Origin of the sequence: Salinivibrio costicola subsp. alcaliphilus (assembly GCF_001996185.1) — a bacterium.
Lineage (GTDB): Bacteria > Pseudomonadota > Gammaproteobacteria > Enterobacterales > Vibrionaceae > Salinivibrio > Salinivibrio costicola.
In genome coordinates, this window is record NZ_MUFR01000014.1 from 51,153 (window position 1) to 70,582 (window position 19,430).

A 19,430-nucleotide genomic window follows, 5' to 3' on the forward strand; every position below is an offset into this window, starting at 1 on the left:
CAAATAGTCAGCAGGCGATGGAATTAATTCGAGGCATTCACAATATCCGGGCCAAACACCGAGGCTGTGTACTCACCATCGGTAACTTTGATGGTGTCCACCTTGGGCACCAAGCGGTCTTGCGCCAAGTGGTCGAGAAGGCCAGGGCCCTCGATTTGCCTGCGACTGTCATGCTGTTTGAGCCTCAACCGCTCGAATTGTTTCAAGGCGATCAGGCCCCTGCACGTTTATCCCGGCTGCGCGACAAATATACTCAACTGGCTAAGTTAGGCGTGGATAGGCTGTTGTGTGTCAGCTTTACACCAGCATTTGCCGCCATGAGCCCGGATGCCTTTGTTGATCGCTTGTTGGTCAATCAATTGGGTGTTAAGTTTCTGGTAGTGGGTGACGACTTTCGCTTTGGCCTCAAGCGTGCCGGTGACTTCGCTCGATTAGAGCAAGCCGGGAAAGAGCATCACTTTGCGGTAGTGAGTACCGAAAGCTTTTGTGTCAGCGACCGACGGGTGAGTAGCACCGCAATACGAGATGCGCTTCTCGCGGGCCAGTTAGAGGCGGCAGCCGATATGTTGGGGCGACCCTACAGTATTTGCGGGCGGGTCGCGCATGGGCGAAAGCTTGGACGTACGATCGGCTTTCCTACCGCGAATGTGCTGCTTAAGCGGCGAGTCTCTCCTGTATCGGGTGTGTACGCGGTAACCGTGTCCGGTGCGCGTGCAGGGCAATCTTTGCCGGGCGTTGCCAACGTGGGTAATCGACCGACGGTCAATGGCACCCATCAGCAGTTAGAAGTGCATCTATTCGATCAAACGCTCGATTTATACGGCAAACAATTAGAAGTTAGCCTACTGCACAAATTGCGTGATGAAACCAAATTCGCGTCAGTAGACGCATTAAAAATGCAAATTCAACGAGATGCATCGGCAGCGCGTGCGTGGCTGGCTGATGGCAATAATGTCTAGAGTAACCTCCATACGGAATCAATAATCAATGAGTGACTACAAAGATACCTTAAACCTGCCGGAAACTGCGTTTCCGATGCGAGGTAATCTTGCTAAGCGCGAGCCTGATATGCTCAAGCGTTGGTATGATGAAGATCTTTACGGTGCAATCCGTCAAGCGAAGCACGGCAAAAAAACATTTATTTTGCACGACGGCCCTCCGTACGCGAACGGCAATATTCATATTGGTCACTCTGTTAATAAAATTCTCAAAGACATTATTATTAAATCGAAAACGCTGGCGGACTATGACGCACCGTATGTCCCTGGCTGGGACTGCCATGGTCTACCTATCGAATTGATGGTAGAGAAAAAAGTGGGCAAGCCGGGTCAGAAAATCTCCACCGCCGAGTTCCGTGAAAAATGTCGTGAATACGCGGCCAAGCAAGTGGAAGGTCAAAAAGCCGACTTCAAACGTCTTGGCGTGTTAGGTGAGTGGGATAAACCCTATCTCACCATGGATTTTAAAACTGAGGCCAGCATCATCCGTGCCTTGGGTAAGATTGCGGATAATGGCCACTTGCACAAAGGGTTTAAACCGGTTCACTGGTGTACGGATTGTGGTTCAGCCCTTGCCGAAGCCGAAGTCGAGTATCAAGACAAGACGTCTCCATCGATTGACGTCATGTTCCGTGCGGTCGATGAGCAGGCGCTCGTGAACACCTTTACCCTTGCTGGTGAGCATCAAGGCGAAGGGCCTGTTTCGGCGGTGATCTGGACGACGACGCCTTGGACTCTGCCGGCTAACCGCGCCGTGGCTGTGTCCGCGGATCTGGAATATGTGCTGGTGCAAGTCGAAGGCGAGCAGCCACAGCGCTTAATTCTGGCGGCAGAGTTGGCCAAAGACGTCATGGATCGTGCTGGTATTGAGCACTATCACAACCTTGGTTTTTGTAAAGGTGAAGCGTTAGAGCTGCAACGTGTTCAACACCCATTTTATGATTTTGACGTGCCGGTGATCCTTGGCGATCACGTGACAACTGAGTCGGGTACGGGGGTTGTCCACACTGCGCCTGGACACGGCCAAGAAGACTTCGTGGTGGGGAAAAAATACGACCTAGAAGTGGCCAATCCTGTGGGGAGCAATGGTGTGTATTTACCTGATACACCACTGTTTGCCGGTCAGCACGTGTTTAAAGCCAATGATAATGTCATTGAGACGCTTAAAACGCATGGCGCGCTGCTGCATCATCATGCCTATGAACACAGCTATCCGCACTGCTGGCGCCACAAAACGCCGATTATTTTCCGAGCGACGCCACAGTGGTTTATCGGCATGGATAAAGCCGGTCTGCGAGATAAAGCCTTACAAGAGATCAAAAACGTTGAATGGATCCCTGACTGGGGGCAAAGCCGCATTGAATCCATGGTTGAAGGCCGTCCAGACTGGTGTATTTCTCGTCAGCGTACCTGGGGCGTACCCATTGCCTTGTTCGTTCACAAAGAAACGTCAGAGCTTCACCCCGATACGATTAACCTGATTGAGCAGGTTGCACAGCGGGTAGAGCAATCGGGCATTCAAGCGTGGTGGGATTTGGATCTTAACGAGCTGCTTGGCGATGAAGCAGACCAGTACGAGAAAGTGCTGGATACGCTCGATGTATGGTTTGATTCAGGCGCGACGCACTATGCGGTGGTTAACCAGCGTGACGAGTTCAACGGCCAAGAAGCTGACATGTACCTCGAAGGGTCGGATCAGCACCGTGGTTGGTTCCAATCATCGTTAATGACCTCGGTCGCCATCAAAGAAAAGGCCCCGTATCGAAAAGTGCTGACTCATGGTTTCACCGTTGACGGCAAAGGCCGCAAGATGTCGAAATCTTTGGGGAACACCATCGCGCCGCAAGACGTGATGAACAAGCTGGGTGCCGATATTTTGCGTTTGTGGGTGGCATCAACCGATTACACGGGTGAGATCACCGTTTCGGATGAAATCCTAAAACGCAGCGCCGATGCGTATCGTCGTATCCGCAACACCTCGCGTTTCTTGCTGGCGAACCTACATGGCTTTGATCCTAAAACCGACTTGGTTGCCCCAGACGATTTGGTCGCGGTTGATCGTTGGGCGGTGGGACGTGCGTTGGCGGCACAGCAAGAAATTACAGAAGCATTTGAAGCCTGTAATTTCCACCAAGTCACGCAACGCTTGATGCAGTTCTGCTCGATTGAGATGGGCTCTTTTTATCTCGATATTATTAAAGATCGCCAATACACCGCGAAAGCCGGCAGCCATGCGCACCGAAGCTGCCAAACGGCACTGTTCCACATTGTCGAAGCCTTGGTCCGTTGGATGGCTCCTATTATGTCGTTCACGGCGGATGAAATTTGGAATGAAATGCCGGGTGAGCGTAGCAAGTTTGTCTTTACCGATGTCTGGTATGACGGCCTATTTGATCTAGAAGACAGTGCAGCCCTTAATCAGGCGTTCTGGGCGAAATTGTTAAACGTACGCGATGCGGTCAATAAAACGCTTGAACAGGCCCGTAACGAAAAAGTCATTGGTGGCTCACTAGAAGCCGAAGTGACCCTGTATGCGCCCGCCGATTTTGCCGAAAAACTGCGCTTAATGGGCGATGAACTTCGCTTTGTGCTGTTAACGTCAAAAGCAACTGTGGTCGCCGGTGAAGCCCCAATATCTGCGACGAAAACGGATGTTGAAGGCCTTGCTGTTGAGGTGACGGCTTCAAGTGCGGCGAAGTGCGAACGCTGCTGGCATCACGTCGCCGACGTGGGCACCATTGCTGGCCATGAAGAGATCTGTGGCCGTTGTGTGACCAACATTGCAGGAGAAGGCGAAACTCGCCAATTTGCGTGATGCAGACTCTTTCCCTCTCGCAATCAGGATGGCGCTGGCTTTGGCTGGCGCCTCTGGTGTTTGCGCTCGATATTGGTAGTAAGTGGCTGGTGATGCAAACCATGGAATACGGGTTTGCTAACCGCATTGAACTGTTGCCTTTTTTTAATCTTACCTACGTGCATAACCATGGCGCAGCCTTTAGTTTTTTGAGTGATGCTGGAGGCTGGCAGCGTTGGCTATTTAGCGTGATTGCACTAGGAGTCAGTGGATTACTGGCTTATTGGATGCGGACCACCCCAGCAAGCCAACGGTTGATCAATATTGCCTATGCGATGATCATCGGCGGCGCATTGGGTAATTTATTTGATCGGCTTGTTCATGGTTATGTCATCGACTTTTTAGATTTTTACATTGGCACGTCGCATTGGCCGGCGTTTAACTTGGCGGATTCCGCGATTTGTTTGGGGGCGGCGTTGGTAATTCTGGAAAGTTTTCGTCAGGACGCGTCATCGACCAAGCAGGGATAATGCGTATCTATCTGCACACTCCGACTTTCAAAAAGGATGAATCATGAAAGCGATCAGCGCCGCTAGCGAAGTGATTATGCATTTTACCATCAAGCTTGAAGATGGCTCGGTGGCCGATACCACCCATAATGCGGGGAAGCCTGCGAAATTGGTGATGGGAGACGGCAGTCTGACCGAAAACTTTGAAAACTGCTTACTGGGCTTAAAAGAAGGCGCCTCGAGTAGCTTTACCTTAGCGCCTGAAGATGCCTTTGGGCAGCCAAACCCTGATAATATTCATTATATGGATCGCCGCCATTTCGGAGGAGAAACACCCGCCGAAGAAGGTGCGATCATTGCGTTTAGTGGTCCTCAAGGGCAAGAAATTCCGGGGATTATTACCGCGGTCTCTGGCGACTCAGTCACCGTTGACTTTAATCATCCTTTGGCGGGTAAAACCGTCATTTTTGACGTTGAAATTATAAGTGTGCAATAAGGCGTAGTCATGAAGATCCTACTTGCCAATCCCCGTGGCTTTTGTGCGGGCGTCGATCGTGCAATCAGTATTGTTGAACGAGCGTTAGAAATCTATCAACCGCCGATTTATGTGCGTCATGAAGTGGTGCACAACCGTTTCGTCGTGGAAGGGTTAAAGCAGCGTGGGGCGATTTTTGTTGAGCAGATCAGCGAAGTGCCTGACGACAGTATTGTGATCTTCTCTGCACACGGTGTATCACAAGCGGTGCGGAACGAGGCGAAATCGCGTCAATTGACCGTGTTTGATGCCACCTGTCCATTGGTGACCAAGGTCCATATGGAAGTGGCGCGCGCAAGCCGCAAAAACATGGAAGTGGTGCTGATAGGCCATGCGGGCCACCCAGAAGTGGAAGGCACCATGGGTCAATACGCCAGCGAAACGGGTGGCATGTATTTGGTTGAAACCCCAGACGATGTCTATACCCTCAAGGTCAACGATCCAGATAACCTACACTATGTCAGTCAAACTACACTGTCTGTGGATGAAACGGCAGATGTGATTGATACCTTGCGGCAGGTATTTCCCAATATCCAAGGCCCGCGCAAAGATGATATTTGTTATGCCACACAGAACCGCCAAGATGCAGTACGCGATCTTGCGCAAAGCTGTGATGTGATGATTGTCGTTGGATCGAAAAATAGCTCAAATTCAAATCGCCTCCGTGAGCTTTCTGAAAAGCTAGGTACGCCTGGGTATTTGGTCGATACAGCACAAGACATTGCCCCCGCTTGGTTAGACGGCAAGCATACCGTTGGGATCACGGCAGGGGCATCGGCGCCTGAAGAGCTGGTGAATCATATTATCGAGCGCATCAAGCAGCTTGGTGCCACAGAGGTTGAAAATCTCTCTGGACGAGAAGAAAACATGTTCTTTGAAGTGCCGAAGGAATTACAAATTCGTGAAGTCACTTAACCGTGATGATCCAGACCAAAAAGGGAAGCGAAAGCTTCCCTTTTTTTCGCCAATATACAAGTGCCAGGGAACGCGCTAGAGTGGTCAGTTACGATCAAGGAGCCAATTTGCTGGCAAAGTGACAAAGGGGAAAATCATGGTACGTATTGCCATTGCAGGCGCGGCTGGACGAATGGGCCGCAACCTTATTCAAGCGGTTGCACAATACTCGGGCGCAACATTGGGCGCGGCGAGTGAGCGCCCTGAATCTAGCCTAGTAGGCACAGATGCGGGTGAGTTGGCAGGAATTGGCCGTTTAGGGGTTAACGTGGTGGACGACCTTGCTAATGTCAGTGATGACTTCGACGTGATTATCGACTTTACCGCACCATCGGCCACGATGGCGCATTTGGCGTTATGCCAACAACAAGGTAAACAATTAGTCATTGGCACCACCGGGTTTGACGAGGCGCAAAAACAAGTCATTCATGAGGCCGCTGAGTCAACTGCCTTAGTCATGGCGCCCAACTACAGTGTGGGGGTGAACCTAGTGTTTAAGTTGCTCGAGCAAGCCGCCAAAGTGATGGGGGAGGAATGCGATATTGAAATTGTTGAAGCCCACCACCGCCATAAAGTGGATGCCCCTTCAGGCACAGCGCTAGGTATGGGCGAAGCGATTGCAGGGGCAATGGGTAACAACCTCAGCGATGTGGCTGTCTATGCGCGAGAAGGGAATACGGGCGAGCGCAGCAAAGACGAGATTGGTTTTGCCACCCTTCGTGCCGGTGACATTATTGGCGAACATACTGCGATGTTTGCCGATATCGGTGAGCGTGTTGAGATCACGCACAAGGCCTCAAACCGTAATACCTTTGCCAAAGGCGCGGTCCGTGCAGCGGTTTGGCTCAATCAGCACCCGTCGGGTTTTTATACCATGCAAGATGTCCTCGATTTAAAATAACTATTCATCGCGCTTCGGCGCGATGTTTTTTGCTTATACGTAAAACGCCCTCTCTGTTTGTGTTACTCCTCCAGCTTTATCTATTTTTTACTGGGCTCATATCGCTATTTTTGCACGAGACTGTATTTCTCAGCTGTTAAAAGTAAAGGTAAACGTTTGCTAATGAGCTTTTATTTTTTTAGACAGATATTGTGTCTTACGTAATGATGCTGGCAGTGATTTGGGTGTTTTTTGTACCGTAAAGTCGATTTAAGCTGTGTTTTATGGCGGTTTAGATGAAGAAAGCTATTGAGTGGTGAATAAAGAAAACAAAAAAACGCGGGTTTGATTGACAGCTTCTCCATGCATCCCTAGAATGCGCGCAATTTGTCAAAATTCAGCTTGACGCGGGTTTTGATCTTAGATGGAATACGTAAATGCAACGTTAGTCGTTAAAAGTGCATTTTTATATAAACTGGAGGTTGTCTTGAGCAAGTTTGCGCTCTTAGTCCTAGAAGATGGGACAGTGTTCCACGGTACCCCGATCGGCGCGGATGGCTCCGCGGTGGGAGAAGTGGTTTTCAATACCTCGATGACGGGGTATCAAGAAATTGTCACCGACCCCTCTTATTCCCGTCAAATAGTCACTCTTACTTATCCCCACATTGGCAACACCGGCACCAATACCGAAGACGAAGAATCCTCCCAAGTTCACGCTCAAGGCCTCGTGATTCGTGATCTCCCTCTCTTAGCTAGCAACTTCCGCAATCAACAATCCCTTTCTGATTACCTCAAGCAACACAACATTGTTGGCATTGCCGACATTGATACGCGTAAGCTCACCCGTTTGTTGCGTGAAAAAGGGGCGCAAAATGGTTGCATTGTCGCTGGCGACAGCGTGGATGAAGCATTGGCTTTGGCTAACGCGCAAGATTTTCCTGGCCTCAAGGGCATGGATCTCGCCAAAGAAGTGACCACTCAGGAAAGCTATAGCTGGACACAAGGCTCTTGGCAACTTCATCAAGGCTTACCCGATGCTTTACCTGATAGTGAATTGCCTTATCACGTAGTGGCGTATGACTTTGGTGCTAAACGTAACATTTTGCGTATGCTGGTTGACCGTGGCTGTCGTTTGACGGTGGTGCCTGCCACCACACCCGCAGACGAGGTGCTGGCGATGAATCCGGATGGAGTTTTCCTATCCAACGGTCCTGGCGATCCAGCCCCGTGTGACTACGCGATTGCGGCGACGCAAACCTTCTTAGCGAAAGGCGTGCCTTTATTTGGTATTTGCTTGGGCCACCAAATTTTAGCACTGGCGAGCGGTGCTAAGACGGTGAAAATGAAATTTGGCCATCATGGTGCCAATCACCCGGTGAAAGATTTAGACCGAGACGTGGTGATGATCACCAGCCAAAACCATGGCTTTGCGGCTGATAAAGATAGCTTGCCAGACACATTGCGGGCGACCCATGTGTCTTTGTTCGATGGCAGCTTACAAGGCATTCATCATATTGAAAAACCCGCCTTTAGCTTCCAAGGCCACCCAGAGGCAAGTCCAGGACCGCATGATGCGGCGCCTCTTTTTGACCATTTTATCGACCTTATCAAACAACATCGCGCCTAATCGGAGTCGTTGAGCATGCCAAAACGCACAGACATAAAAAGCATTCTAATCCTGGGCGCAGGCCCGATTGTCATCGGCCAAGCCTGTGAATTTGACTACTCAGGGGCACAAGCGTGTAAAGCGCTACGCGAAGAGGGGTACCGGGTTATTCTCGTGAACTCGAACCCAGCGACCATCATGACTGATCCCGAAATGGCCGATGCGACCTATATCGAGCCGATTCAGTGGCAGGTAGTGAAACATATTATTGAGAAAGAGCGCCCCGATGCGGTGTTACCGACCATGGGCGGTCAAACGGGATTAAACTGTGCACTTGATCTCGAGCGTCACGGTGTACTGGCGGAATTTGGCGTAGAGATGATTGGTGCAACAGCCGACGCCATTGATAAAGCGGAAGACCGACACCGTTTTGATGAAGCGATGCGCAGCATTAACCTTGAGTGTCCGCGTGCGGGCATTGCCCACAGCATGGATGAGGCTCACAAGGTACTCGACGAAGTGGGTTTCCCTTGTATTATCCGCCCTTCATTTACCATGGGCGGCACCGGTGGCGGTATTGCCTACAACCAAGAAGAATTTAAAGACATTTGCGAGCGGGGCTTGGATTTGTCGCCAACCAACGAGCTGTTGATTGATGAATCCTTGATTGGTTGGAAAGAGTACGAAATGGAAGTGGTGCGGGATAAAAACGATAACTGCATCATTGTCTGCTCGATTGAAAACGTCGATGCGATGGGTGTCCACACTGGTGATTCGATCACCGTCGCGCCCGCTCAAACATTGACCGATAAAGAATACCAACTGATGCGCAATGCCTCTGTGGCTGTGCTGCGTGAAATCGGTGTCGAAACCGGTGGGTCAAACGTTCAGTTTGGGATCAACCCTAATAATGGGCGCATGGTGATCATTGAAATGAACCCGCGTGTCTCCCGTTCATCAGCCTTAGCATCAAAAGCAACCGGTTTCCCGATTGCCAAAGTAGCGGCCAAATTAGCGGTTGGCTTTACCCTTGATGAGCTGATGAATGATATTACCGGCGGCGCCACACCGGCTTCATTTGAGCCGACCATTGATTACGTGGTCACGAAAATCCCACGCTTTAATTTTGAAAAATTTGCTGGCGCCAATGATAGACTGACGACCCAGATGAAATCCGTGGGCGAGGTGATGGCCATTGGCCGTAACCAACAAGAATCGTTACAGAAAGCATTACGCGGTCTAGAAACCGGCGCGTCTGGTTTTGATGAGATAGTCAACCTGGATGACGATACCGCATTGACGCGTATTCGCCATGAGCTGAAAGAGCCGGGCGCCGAGCGGATTTGGTATGTCGCGGATGCCTTCCGTGCAGGCATGTCGGTCGATGGGGTTTTCAACCTCACCAATATTGATCGCTGGTTCTTGGTGCAAATCGAAGACATCGTCAAACATGAACAACAAGTCCGAGATAATGGGTTTGCTGGTCTTAATGCGGTCGCGCTACGCCAATTAAAACGTAAAGGTTTTTCCGATGTGCGCTTGGCGAGTCTTCTCGGGGTGTCTGAAATTGAAGTGCGCAAACTACGGGATAAATTCAACATCCATCCGGTCTACAAACGCGTTGATACGTGCGCAGCTGAGTTTTCCTCTGATACCGCGTACATGTACTCAAGCTATGATGATGAATGTGAATCGCAACCAACCGATAAAAAGAAAATCATGGTTATCGGTGGTGGGCCGAACCGTATCGGACAGGGCATCGAATTTGATTATTGCTGCGTCCATGCTTCGTTAGCGCTGCGCGAAGACGGCTATGAGACCATCATGGTGAACTGTAACCCTGAAACCGTCTCTACCGACTATGATACTTCCGATCGCCTCTACTTTGAGCCGGTGACCTTGGAAGATGTATTGGCGATTGTTCGGGTCGAAAACCCTGAAGGGGTAATTGTTCAGTATGGTGGCCAAACCCCACTTAAACTGGCTCGAGCGCTAGAAGCGGCTGGGGTGCCGATCATTGGTACCAGTCCTGATGCAATTGACCGCGCGGAAGACCGTGAACGTTTCCAAGATGCGGTAGAGCGCCTAGGGCTGAAACAACCTGCCAACGCCACCGTGACGGCATTAGAGCAGGCGGTGGAAAAAGCGAAAGAGATTGGCTACCCGCTAGTGGTGCGTCCGTCTTATGTGCTTGGGGGGCGGGCGATGGAAATCGTGTATGACGAAACGGATTTGCGTCGCTACTTTAATGAGGCCGTGAGTGTGTCGCATGAATCTCCCGTCTTGCTCGATCACTTCCTTGATGACGCGACCGAAGTAGATATTGATGCCGTGTGTGACGGTGACATCGTTGTCATTGGTGGCATTATGGAGCACATTGAGCAAGCGGGAGTGCACTCGGGCGATTCGGCGTGTTCACTACCAGCGTATACGTTGAGCGATGACGTTCAAGATCGGATGCGTGAACAAGTACGTAAATTAGCCTTAGAGCTTGGTGTACGCGGCTTGGTGAATACCCAGTTTGCGGTGAAAGATGATGAAATTTATCTGATTGAAGTAAATCCGCGGGCTGCACGAACGGTTCCATTTGTGTCTAAAGCGACAGGGGTGCCGCTGGCGAAAATTGCTGCTCGCGTCATGGCAGGACAATCACTTGCCGAGCAAGGGTTCGTGAACGAAGTGATTCCACCTTACTATTCCGTGAAAGAGGTGGTACTCCCGTTTAATAAGTTCCCAGGCGTGGATCCTTTACTTGGGCCAGAAATGCGCTCAACCGGTGAAGTGATGGGTGTGGGCGATACCTTTGCTGAAGCGTTTGCTAAAGCGGACTTAGCCTGTGGCAAAGCCTATAGCGAAAGCGGGCGAGCTTTGTTGTCGGTTCGCAATAACGATAAGCAGCGCGTGGTCGATCTGGCCGCGAAGCTGCTGAAACTTGGCTTTGAGCTTGATGCCACCCACGGCACTGCCGTTATTCTGGGAGAAGCGGGGATCAATCCGCGCCTTGTCAACAAAGTGCACGAAGGACGTCCGCACATTCTTGACCGCATCAAAAACGGTGAGTATAGCTATATTGTCAATACCACCGAGGGGCGCCAAGCGATTGAAGATTCAAAAGTCTTACGTCGTGGTGCGCTGGCCGCCAAGGTCAATTATACCACCACACTGAATGCGGCCTTCGCCACGTGCATGGCGTTAACGGCGGCCGATACCACCAAAGTGAATCCGGTGCAATCGCTGCACGCACGAGTACTGACCAAGTCTTAACCCCGATGAGACGTCAATAAGCAGCCATCAGACCCGCCTTTTTGGCGGGTCTTTCTTATCGCGCGTTTATGGCTGAGCGCGAGCGAAAGCAGGTACGAGCTGGCCACGGATCAATGCGTGATAAAACTCACGTTCAAATTGGGTGATCGGTGCGGGGACATTGTCAGGTAACGCGTCTTCATCCGGATGATAATGACTGACCAACTGCACCACAATATGCGCCTGCCCGGTGTCATCCTCTAGTAAACCGGCCAAGTTATAACTGCCATAAAGCGAGCCGCTCTTGGCTTTTAATCGCCCTTTAATCGGTGCGTGTCGGACACTTTGCCGATACTTAAGTGTGCCATCCATGCCTGCCGTGGGGAGCATATCAATCAGTCCCAGCTCAGGGTGCGTCGAGATATAGTGAAGAACACTGGCCAACTGGCGCGCGCTTAAACGGTTGTTTCGGGATAAACCAGATCCGTCCACTAAGATCGCGCGGGATAGATCGATCCCTGTCTTTTGCAAGATGGCTTTAGCTGCCGCGACGCCATTGCGGTAAGATCCCGGCTGCTGAAAATAGCGCCGCCCGAGCGCTTTCAAAAGATTATCCGCAATCAAGTTGTCTGAGTCTCTCAACATGGTGGTCAGCAGTGATGGTAACGGGACAGAGTGATGGCGGGCAAGTTCACGATGTTGGCTAGGAGCCGGTGCGACCAGAATTTGACCATTGAGGTGCACATTCAATCGTGCGAGCTCATCGGCAACAATGGCTTTCACATAGGCGGAAGGGGTTTGAACCGCAAAATTTAATGGCAGCGGCCTGTCCCGGTGGGCAAGACAGCCAGAAAAGTGATACTGATTATCCGCGGTGGCGGTTAAATCAAGCCCGCAGTGACGCGCTGTTTGCTGTTCTTCTGTCACCGTAAGGGCGTCGCTAGTCACTGAAATTGGCTGATGACGAGGAACATGAACGCGTGTTTGTACTTGATCGGGCTGGCTGTATATTGCCCCCTGCACACAATTATGATCCAGTGTTATTGCGGTTGAGGGAGCGCTGTAACAGACGGCGAGAATATCCCAAGGCCATCCGGGGGCGCGAGAGCGACCGGCGAAGGCTTGGCCGTCCAGGTAAAGATGATTGATATTATCCAGCCCTCGACGAGGCAGTTGACTAAGTAGCTGACGAATATCTTTGCGAGTTAATAAGGGATCGCCATTAAAAATAAGCGCGATGTCATCGCCAGCTTGTACCAGCCGTGTCGAAAAACGGAAGGTACTCGGTAAATAAAGGCGAGCGGCGAGCCCGGTGAGTAGCTTTTGTGTACTCGCAGGGGGAAGCAATGCATCCACTTGCTGACTAAGCTGCGGTTGTGTGTGTTGGGGATCGCTGACCCACAAGGCGGCCTGACTGCCTTTGGGCAATAAAGGGGTCAGCTGTTCAATCGTCAGCTGATTCGATGCATAAGCTAGTGATGTCGTGAATAATACGCTAAGTGCGAGGCAGAAAATAACCGCTAGGCAACGTATCGGTGCTAGGCAGCGAAAAAGAGCGCGAATCATGAGTGAGAGCCTTTGTGTTATTGCATCGTGTTTATCCTACCCTGTCCAGCCTTGAAGACAAGCCGCACGCATGGCCTGATACACCTCATCTGCTGGACAATCACCGGCTGGTCGGTCACGCTATTGCCGGATCAGAGATGATTTTGCGCCAATTCTTGTTTACAATCGAAAAAAAGCGTTGAATTCCGCCGCGCCCAAATTTTTGTTTGGGCGTGGCTTTGTTTTGCCAAAATCCCTTTGCTGTGGATTGAAAGAGGTAATGTCATTTATGGATAAAGTGCCAATGACCGTACGCGGCGAGCAGCTGCTACGAGAAGAGCTGGACAAGTTGACCAAACGTCGCCCAGAGATCTCTAACGCCATTGCAGAGGCGCGTGAGCTGGGTGATTTAAAAGAAAACGCGGAATATCATGCTGCGCGAGAAGAGCAGGGGATTTGTGAAGCGCAAATCCGCGATATTGAATACAAACTATCGGTCGCTCAAGTGATTGATGTCACCAAAATGCCGAATAATGGCAAAGTGATTTTTGGTGCTACCGTGACTGTGATTGACATCAATACCGACGAAGAACTGACCTATCGTATCGTGGGTGATGATGAGGCGGACATTAAAGCCAACCTTATTTCAGTGAACTCACCGATTGCCCGAGGCTTAATTGGTAAAGAAGAAGGCGAAGAAGTGAGCATCACCACACCGGGTGGTGTGAAAGAATTTGAGATTGGCAGCGTCGATTACGTCTAAGTAAAGTGTTACGAGATGTAACTTTTCGCTGAGTTTTCAACAGTAAAAAGGCCGCGACGCGGCCTTTTTTGTTATGCTTCAGCGCAAGTGCGGCAAACCACTAAGGCCACCCAAACTATTTGCGTGGTAATGTGATTTTACGCTCTTCGCTTTGACGGTAAATCACCAGTGTTTTGCCGATAACCTGCACTTTTTCGGCGCCAGTTTCACGAATGATAGCGTCGACAATCAGGTTTTTGGTCTCGCGGTCTTCTGATGCGACTTTCACTTTGATCAATTCATGGTGGTCAAGCGCAAGCTCAATTTCAGCGACCACGGCTTCGGTTAAGCCATTGGCGCCCATTAAGACTACAGGCTTAAGCTGGTGAGCCAGTCCTTTGAGATACTGTTTTTGTTTGGTGCTGAGTTTCATGTTGGCTCGATTTCTATTTGCTAGGGGTTGAAAACATGCCATTCTAACGCCATCTCATCACAAACTGAAACAGTATAAAGACGCTCCATGGCAACCGAATTATCTAGATAGCCGCTTTTGAGCTACCTTTAATAATAACATTCAGTGCGCAATCGATTGAATTTTATGATAATGCGTTGCCAACAATAGGGTTTGGTTAGGAACAACATGGCGAACAAAAAGCATTCAGCTAGCTCAGGACGTTGGTTGAAAGAACACTTTGACGATAAGTATGTGCACGAAGCGCAAAAAAAAGGTTATCGCTCACGCGCTATCTTTAAACTGGAAGAAATCCAGCAAAAAGATCGCATCTTAAAGCCCGGTATGACAGTGGTCGATTTAGGGGCCGCGCCTGGCGGATGGTCGCAGTATGCGGCGACGCAAGTCGGCGATGAAGGCCAAGTGATCGCGTGCGACATCTTACCGATGGATTCGATGCCAGGCGTCAGCTTTCTCCAAGGTGATTTTCGTGAACAAACCGTTCTTGATGCCCTTCTTGATCGTATACAACCTGACATGGTTGACGTGGTGATGTCTGACATGGCGCCGAACATGAGTGGCAACCAGGCGGCAGACCAACCGCGTGCGATGTATTTGGTGGAGCTGGCGTTGGATATGTGCCGGGAAGTGTTAGGCCCCAAAGGCTGCTTCGTGGTAAAAGTATTTCAAGGAGAAGGCTTTGATCATTATCTGGCCGAAGTCCGTAAAATGTTTACAGCGGTCAAAATTCGTAAACCCGACTCATCCCGCGCACGGTCGCGAGAGGTCTACATTGTGGCTACAGGTTATAAACTGTAGTACCCTTACATTTATCTATCTCAGTTATGCGAGGCTAACACCTTGAGTGACATGGCAAAAAACTTGATTCTGTGGCTGGTTATCGCCGTTGTCTTAATGTCTGTGTTCCAAAGTTTTGGACCAGGTGACAACGCCGGTCGTCAAGTCGACTATACCTCTTTCGTACGCGAAATCGGCAACGATCAAATACAGGAAGTAAAATTTGACGATCGCGAGCTGAGTGTCACCCGACGTGACGGCTCGAATTATGTCACCTACATGCCTGTTATGAACGATCCAAAGTTGTTAGATGACTTGCTTAACAAAAATGTCAGTGTCAAAGGGACACCACCAGAAGAGCCAAGCATGTTGGCGTCTATCTTCATCTCGTGGTTCCCTATGCTGTTGCTTATCGGGGTATGGATATTCTTCATGCGTCAGATGCAAGGCGGGGGCGGCAAAGGCGCTATGTCATTTGGCAAATCAAAAGCCAAAATGATGAGCGAAGAGCAGGTCAAAACATCGTTCACCGATGTCGCTGGTTGTGACGAAGCAAAAGAAGACGTCAAAGAGCTGGTGGATTACCTGCGTGATCCAAGCCGATTCCAAAAACTGGGCGGTAAAATTCCAACCGGTGTATTGATGGTAGGGCCTCCGGGTACGGGTAAAACCTTGCTGGCGAAGGCCATTGCAGGCGAAGCGAAAGTGCCTTTCTTCACCATTTCCGGCTCTGACTTCGTCGAAATGTTCGTGGGTGTTGGTGCATCACGTGTCCGTGATATGTTTGAGCAAGCCAAGAAAGCGGCACCGTGTATTATCTTTATCGATGAGATCGATGCAGTGGGTCGTCAACGTGGCGCTGGCTTAGGCGGCGGTCACGATGAGCGTGAACAAACCCTTAACCAAATGCTGGTCGAAATGGACGGCTTTGAAGGGAACGAAGGGGTGATTGTTATCGCCGCGACGAACCGTCCTGATGTCTTGGATCCTGCGTTATTACGTCCGGGGCGTTTTGACCGCCAAGTCGTGGTGAGCTTGCCTGATGTCCGCGGCCGTGAGCATATTCTAAAAGTGCACATGCGCAAAGTCCCCCTCGGCAATGATGTCGATGCATCGCTTATTGCACGTGGTACCCCAGGGTTCTCAGGGGCCGATTTAGCTAACTTGGTCAACGAGGCAGCATTGTTCTCGGCTCGCGGTAACAAGCGTGTGGTCTCCATGGTCGAGTTTGAACTGGCTAAAGACAAAATCATGATGGGTGCAGAGCGCCGTTCGATGGTGATGTCAGAAGAAATCAAAGAGTCGACTGCCTATCACGAAGCAGGCCATGCCATTGTTGGACGTTTAGTGCCGGAACATGATCCTGTCTACAAAGTCTCGATCATCCCACGTGGACGCGCATTGGGTGTGACCATGTACCTGCCTGAGCAGGACCGCATCAGCATGTCGCGTCAGCACCTGAACTCGATGATCTCAAGCCTTTATGGCGGTCGTTTAGCCGAAGAGCTGATTTACGGAAAAGACAAAGTCTCGACCGGGGCATCCAATGACATTGAACGTGCAACAGAAATTGCTCGCAAAATGGTCACGCAATGGGGCTTTTCAGAGAAACTAGGTCCATTGCTCTATGCGGAAGAGGAAGGCGAAGTTTTCCTTGGCCGTTCAATGGCACAGACCAAGCATATTTCGGACGAAACGGCGCGCTTGATTGATGGAGAAATCCGTCAAATCATTGACAGTAACTACGACCGTGCAAAACAAATCTTGGCAGACAATCTCGATATCATGCATTCGATGAAAGATGCGTTGATGAAATACGAGACCATCGATGCGGCACAAATCGATGACTTGATGGCCCGTCGTGATGTTCGCGAGCCTGCAGGTTGGGAAGGCGGTGACGGGGGGTCTTCATCGGATGACACGCCCAAAAAACCGGATGAATCAGCGACGAAAGCATCTGATGAACAATCAGATGATAAAAAACAAAAGCCGTTAGATTCAGAAAACCAATCTGAAGCGTAAACCAACAGTAGTACAAACCCCGATACGTCGGGGTTTTTTTGATCGTGCTTGGAAGTAAACGCATGGAAATAACACACCAGAATAAAACCCTGTCTCTTGATAGCCCCGTCGTTATGGGGATCCTCAATGTCACGCCGGATTCCTTTTCTGATGGCGGATTGTTTCAACAACAAAGCAAAGCCGTTGAGCGGGCACGACAGATGCTGGCTGATGGCGCGACGATTATCGATATTGGGGGCGAGTCGACCCGTCCTGGTGCCGCTGATGTGGCAGAGCAAGACGAAATTAATCGTGTTGTACCAGTGATAAAAGCTATCCGCGAGCGATCGGATTGCTGGATCTCGATTGATACCAGCAAAGCTGCGGTCATGCGCGCCGCTGTCGAAGCTGGCGCGAACCTGATCAATGATGTTCGCGCGCTCAGAGAGCCTGGCGCATTGACTGCCGCTGCCGATCTCCAGGTACCCGTGTGCATCATGCACATGCAGGGTCAGCCTAGAACCATGCAAGCGGCACCCGACTACACGGATGTTATCCAAGACGTAATACAATTTCTAAACCAGCGAATAGATGCTTGCCTGGATGCTGGTGTTATCAGGCAAAATATCATTTTGGATCCGGGCTATGGGTTTGGTAAAACCTTGGCACACAACTATCAGTTGCTCGCACAATTAGATCATTTCCATCACTTTGGTCTGCCGATCTTGGCGGGGATGTCGCGCAAATCTATGATTTACAAAGCGCTAGATAAAACACCTCACGACGTGCTAGGTGGCAGCATCGCTTGTGCCACGTTAGCGGCAGTGAAAGGCGCACAGATTATCCGTGTTCACGATGTTAAAGAGACGGCCGATGCGCTCAAGGTCGTGGCGTTGACGATGCAAGAAAATGAAGCACCAGGAGAATAAAAACAATGGCAGAACGTAAATACTTTGGCACAGATGGTGTGCGCGGTAAGGTGGGCGAATTTCCGATCACCCCAGAGTTTATGCTCAAACTAGGTTGGGCCGCCGGGCGCGTCTTGTCGCAACAAGGTACCCGCAAAGTGCTGATTGGTAAAGATACTCGAATATCGGGCTACATGCTTGAGTCTGCACTCGAATCAGGCTTATCCGCAGCAGGCTTAGAAGCCGCTTTCACTGGCCCTATGCCAACGCCGGCGATTGCGTATCTGACTCAAACGTTTCGCGCTGAAGCAGGGATCGTTATTTCTGCCTCACATAACCCGCATTACGACAACGGCATTAAATTCTTCTCCTCCGAGGGCACCAAACTTCCCGATGATGTTGAGCTTGCGATTGAAGCGGAACTCGAAAAAACACTTACTTGTGTCGAATCTGCCGAATTGGGCAAAGCAAGCCGCATCAACGATGCGGCCGGACGTTACATCGAATTCTGTAAAGGCACCTTCCCCAGTGCGTTAAGCCTGAGTGGCTTAAAAATTATCCTTGATTGCGCCCATGGTGCGACGTATCACATTGCCCCCTCTGTTTTTCGTGAATTAGGGGCAGACGTGCTGACCATTGGCTGTGCGCCAAACGGGACCAATATCAATGATGAAGTGGGAGCTACCGATGTACGCGCGCTGCAGCAACGCGTGTTGGAAGAAAAAGCAGACCTTGGGGTAGCCTTTGATGGTGACGGTGATCGTGTGATCATGGTTGATCACCTTGGCAATAAAATTGATGGCGACCAAATTGCCTACATCATCGCGCGCGAAAGTTTACGCCGTGGTGAGCTGAAAGGCGGCGTGGTTGGCACTTTGATGACCAACATGGGCATGGAGTTGGCATTACAATCGCTCGGGATCCCATTCGCACGTGCCAAAGTGGGTGATCGCTATGTGATGGAGCTACTCCAAGAAAAAGGCTGGCGAATTGGTGCGGAAAATTCAGGCCATGTGATTGTCTTGGATAAAGTCACCACCGGAGACGGCATTGTGGCGGCATTGCAGGTACTGGCTAGTGTTGCCGCCACGGGAATGGATTTAAAAGCGTTAAGCGATGGCATGACGTTATTGCCACAAGTACTAGAAAACGTGCGCTTTAGTGGCAGTGTCGACCCACTCCAAAGTGAGCCCGTACTGGCTGCCAAAGCCGCAGTGGAAAATAAACTGGGTGAGCAGGGGCGCGTGTTGCTGCGCAAATCAGGCACTGAGCCTTTGATTCGGGTGATGGTCGAAGGACCGGATGCTGATAACGTGAACGCCTACGCACTCGAAATTGCAGAGGCGGTGAAGGCGAACTGTTAATAATAACGGGCGGGTGGTCATAGATTGCGCAAACGACGTCGAAATCAAGGTTTTTTGTAAATTTCTCTTGTTTCATCACCGCGCTTTCGCTAGTATTCACCC

General features: G+C 50.5%; 15 protein-coding genes. 13 read left to right on the top strand and 2 right to left on the bottom strand.

The genetic code is table 11. From position 1 onward, the window contains the following. Positions 1-17 precede the first annotated feature (17 nt). The 8 genes from ribF (at position 18) to carB (ending at position 11,540) form a co-directional block, all read left to right on the top strand. Positions 18-959, top strand: coding sequence for a bifunctional riboflavin kinase/FAD synthetase (gene ribF / locus BZJ21_RS06580; protein ID WP_077669399.1), 942 nt, complete (start codon positions 18-20; stop codon positions 957-959). 28 nt (positions 960-987) lie between these two features. Continuing rightward, positions 988-3,813 carry an isoleucine--tRNA ligase gene (gene ileS / locus BZJ21_RS06585; protein WP_077646829.1) on the top strand — a complete coding sequence of 942 codons (2,826 nt, stop codon included), beginning with the start codon at positions 988-990 and terminating at the stop codon, positions 3,811-3,813. Next, on the top strand, positions 3,813-4,322 hold the full coding sequence (gene lspA / locus BZJ21_RS06590) for a signal peptidase II (RefSeq protein WP_021023300.1): 510 nt from the start codon (positions 3,813-3,815) through the stop codon (positions 4,320-4,322). Before ileS ends, lspA begins: the two co-directional genes overlap by 1 nt. A gap of 43 nt (positions 4,323-4,365) precedes the next feature. Beyond that, entirely contained in the window at positions 4,366-4,797 is a 432-nt protein-coding gene (fkpB, locus tag BZJ21_RS06595) for an FKBP-type peptidyl-prolyl cis-trans isomerase (protein WP_077669400.1), read from the top strand. A 9-nt stretch (positions 4,798-4,806) separates the two neighbouring features. Beyond that, positions 4,807-5,751: a 4-hydroxy-3-methylbut-2-enyl diphosphate reductase gene (gene ispH, locus BZJ21_RS06600; protein WP_077461723.1), complete on the top strand. Its 945-nt coding sequence runs from the start codon at positions 4,807-4,809 to the stop codon at positions 5,749-5,751. Between the two features lie 136 nt (positions 5,752-5,887). Then, positions 5,888-6,691, top strand: a complete 804-nt coding sequence (dapB, locus tag BZJ21_RS06605) for a 4-hydroxy-tetrahydrodipicolinate reductase (protein WP_077669401.1) — start codon at positions 5,888-5,890, stop codon at positions 6,689-6,691. A gap of 466 nt (positions 6,692-7,157) precedes the next feature. Beyond that, positions 7,158-8,297, top strand: a complete 1,140-nt coding sequence (gene carA, locus BZJ21_RS06610) for a glutamine-hydrolyzing carbamoyl-phosphate synthase small subunit (RefSeq protein ID WP_077669408.1) — start codon at positions 7,158-7,160, stop codon at positions 8,295-8,297. 15 nt (positions 8,298-8,312) lie between these two features. Continuing rightward, positions 8,313-11,540, top strand: a complete 3,228-nt coding sequence (carB, locus tag BZJ21_RS06615; protein ID WP_077669402.1) for a carbamoyl-phosphate synthase large subunit — start codon at positions 8,313-8,315, stop codon at positions 11,538-11,540. A 66-nt stretch (positions 11,541-11,606) separates the two neighbouring features. Here carB and dacB read toward each other — a convergent pair whose 3' ends face one another. Beyond that, positions 11,607-13,085 (bottom strand): D-alanyl-D-alanine carboxypeptidase/D-alanyl-D-alanine endopeptidase, encoded by a 1,479-nt coding sequence (gene dacB / locus BZJ21_RS06620; RefSeq protein WP_077669403.1) that lies wholly within the window; start codon positions 13,083-13,085, stop codon positions 11,607-11,609. A gap of 268 nt (positions 13,086-13,353) precedes the next feature. Between dacB and greA the strand changes: the two genes are divergently transcribed. Then, entirely contained in the window at positions 13,354-13,827 is a 474-nt protein-coding gene (gene greA / locus BZJ21_RS06630; protein WP_021023293.1) for a transcription elongation factor GreA, read from the top strand. Between the two features lie 115 nt (positions 13,828-13,942). Here the strand turns inward: greA and yhbY are convergent, their stop codons facing one another. Continuing rightward, positions 13,943-14,239 (bottom strand): ribosome assembly RNA-binding protein YhbY, encoded by a 297-nt coding sequence (gene yhbY, locus BZJ21_RS06635; protein ID WP_021023292.1) that lies wholly within the window; start codon positions 14,237-14,239, stop codon positions 13,943-13,945. A 207-nt stretch (positions 14,240-14,446) separates the two neighbouring features. Between yhbY and rlmE the strand changes: the two genes are divergently transcribed. From rlmE to glmM, 4 genes are all read left to right on the top strand, one after another. Further along, the gene (gene rlmE / locus BZJ21_RS06640) at positions 14,447-15,076 is read left to right on the top strand and encodes a 23S rRNA (uridine(2552)-2'-O)-methyltransferase RlmE (RefSeq protein ID WP_077461719.1); all 630 of its coding nucleotides are present in this window, start codon (positions 14,447-14,449) and stop codon (positions 15,074-15,076) included. Positions 15,077-15,127: 51 nt separating this feature from the next. Further along, complete coding sequence (gene ftsH / locus BZJ21_RS06645; protein ID WP_077661332.1) at positions 15,128-17,077, top strand: ATP-dependent zinc metalloprotease FtsH; 1,950 nt, start codon at positions 15,128-15,130, stop codon at positions 17,075-17,077. Between the two features lie 62 nt (positions 17,078-17,139). Then, positions 17,140-17,985, top strand: coding sequence for a dihydropteroate synthase (folP, locus tag BZJ21_RS06650; protein WP_077461717.1), 846 nt, complete (start codon positions 17,140-17,142; stop codon positions 17,983-17,985). Between the two features lie 5 nt (positions 17,986-17,990). Next, positions 17,991-19,328 (top strand): phosphoglucosamine mutase, encoded by a 1,338-nt coding sequence (gene glmM, locus BZJ21_RS06655; RefSeq protein WP_021023288.1) that lies wholly within the window; start codon positions 17,991-17,993, stop codon positions 19,326-19,328. Positions 19,329-19,430: the final 102 nt, after the last annotated feature.

What these genes read in the sequence shown, in the direction of transcription:
- ribF (WP_077669399.1), top strand. Translation starts at nt 18, where the DNA reads ATGGAATTAATTCGAGGCATTCACAATATCCGGGCCAAACACCGAGGC.
- ileS (WP_077646829.1), top strand. Translation starts at nt 988, where the DNA reads ATGAGTGACTACAAAGATACCTTAAACCTGCCGGAAACTGCGTTTCCG.
- lspA (WP_021023300.1), top strand. Translation starts at nt 3,813, where the DNA reads ATGCAGACTCTTTCCCTCTCGCAATCAGGATGGCGCTGGCTTTGGCTG.
- fkpB (WP_077669400.1), top strand. Translation starts at nt 4,366, where the DNA reads ATGAAAGCGATCAGCGCCGCTAGCGAAGTGATTATGCATTTTACCATC.
- ispH (WP_077461723.1), top strand. Translation starts at nt 4,807, where the DNA reads ATGAAGATCCTACTTGCCAATCCCCGTGGCTTTTGTGCGGGCGTCGAT.
- dapB (WP_077669401.1), top strand. Translation starts at nt 5,888, where the DNA reads ATGGTACGTATTGCCATTGCAGGCGCGGCTGGACGAATGGGCCGCAAC.
- carB (WP_077669402.1), top strand. Translation starts at nt 8,313, where the DNA reads ATGCCAAAACGCACAGACATAAAAAGCATTCTAATCCTGGGCGCAGGC.
- dacB (WP_077669403.1), bottom strand. Translation starts at nt 13,085, where the DNA reads ATGATTCGCGCTCTTTTTCGCTGCCTAGCACCGATACGTTGCCTAGCG.
- greA (WP_021023293.1), top strand. Translation starts at nt 13,354, where the DNA reads ATGGATAAAGTGCCAATGACCGTACGCGGCGAGCAGCTGCTACGAGAA.
- yhbY (WP_021023292.1), bottom strand. Translation starts at nt 14,239, where the DNA reads ATGAAACTCAGCACCAAACAAAAACAGTATCTCAAAGGACTGGCTCAC.
- rlmE (WP_077461719.1), top strand. Translation starts at nt 14,447, where the DNA reads ATGGCGAACAAAAAGCATTCAGCTAGCTCAGGACGTTGGTTGAAAGAA.
- ftsH (WP_077661332.1), top strand. Translation starts at nt 15,128, where the DNA reads ATGGCAAAAAACTTGATTCTGTGGCTGGTTATCGCCGTTGTCTTAATG.
- folP (WP_077461717.1), top strand. Translation starts at nt 17,140, where the DNA reads ATGGAAATAACACACCAGAATAAAACCCTGTCTCTTGATAGCCCCGTC.
- glmM (WP_021023288.1), top strand. Translation starts at nt 17,991, where the DNA reads ATGGCAGAACGTAAATACTTTGGCACAGATGGTGTGCGCGGTAAGGTG.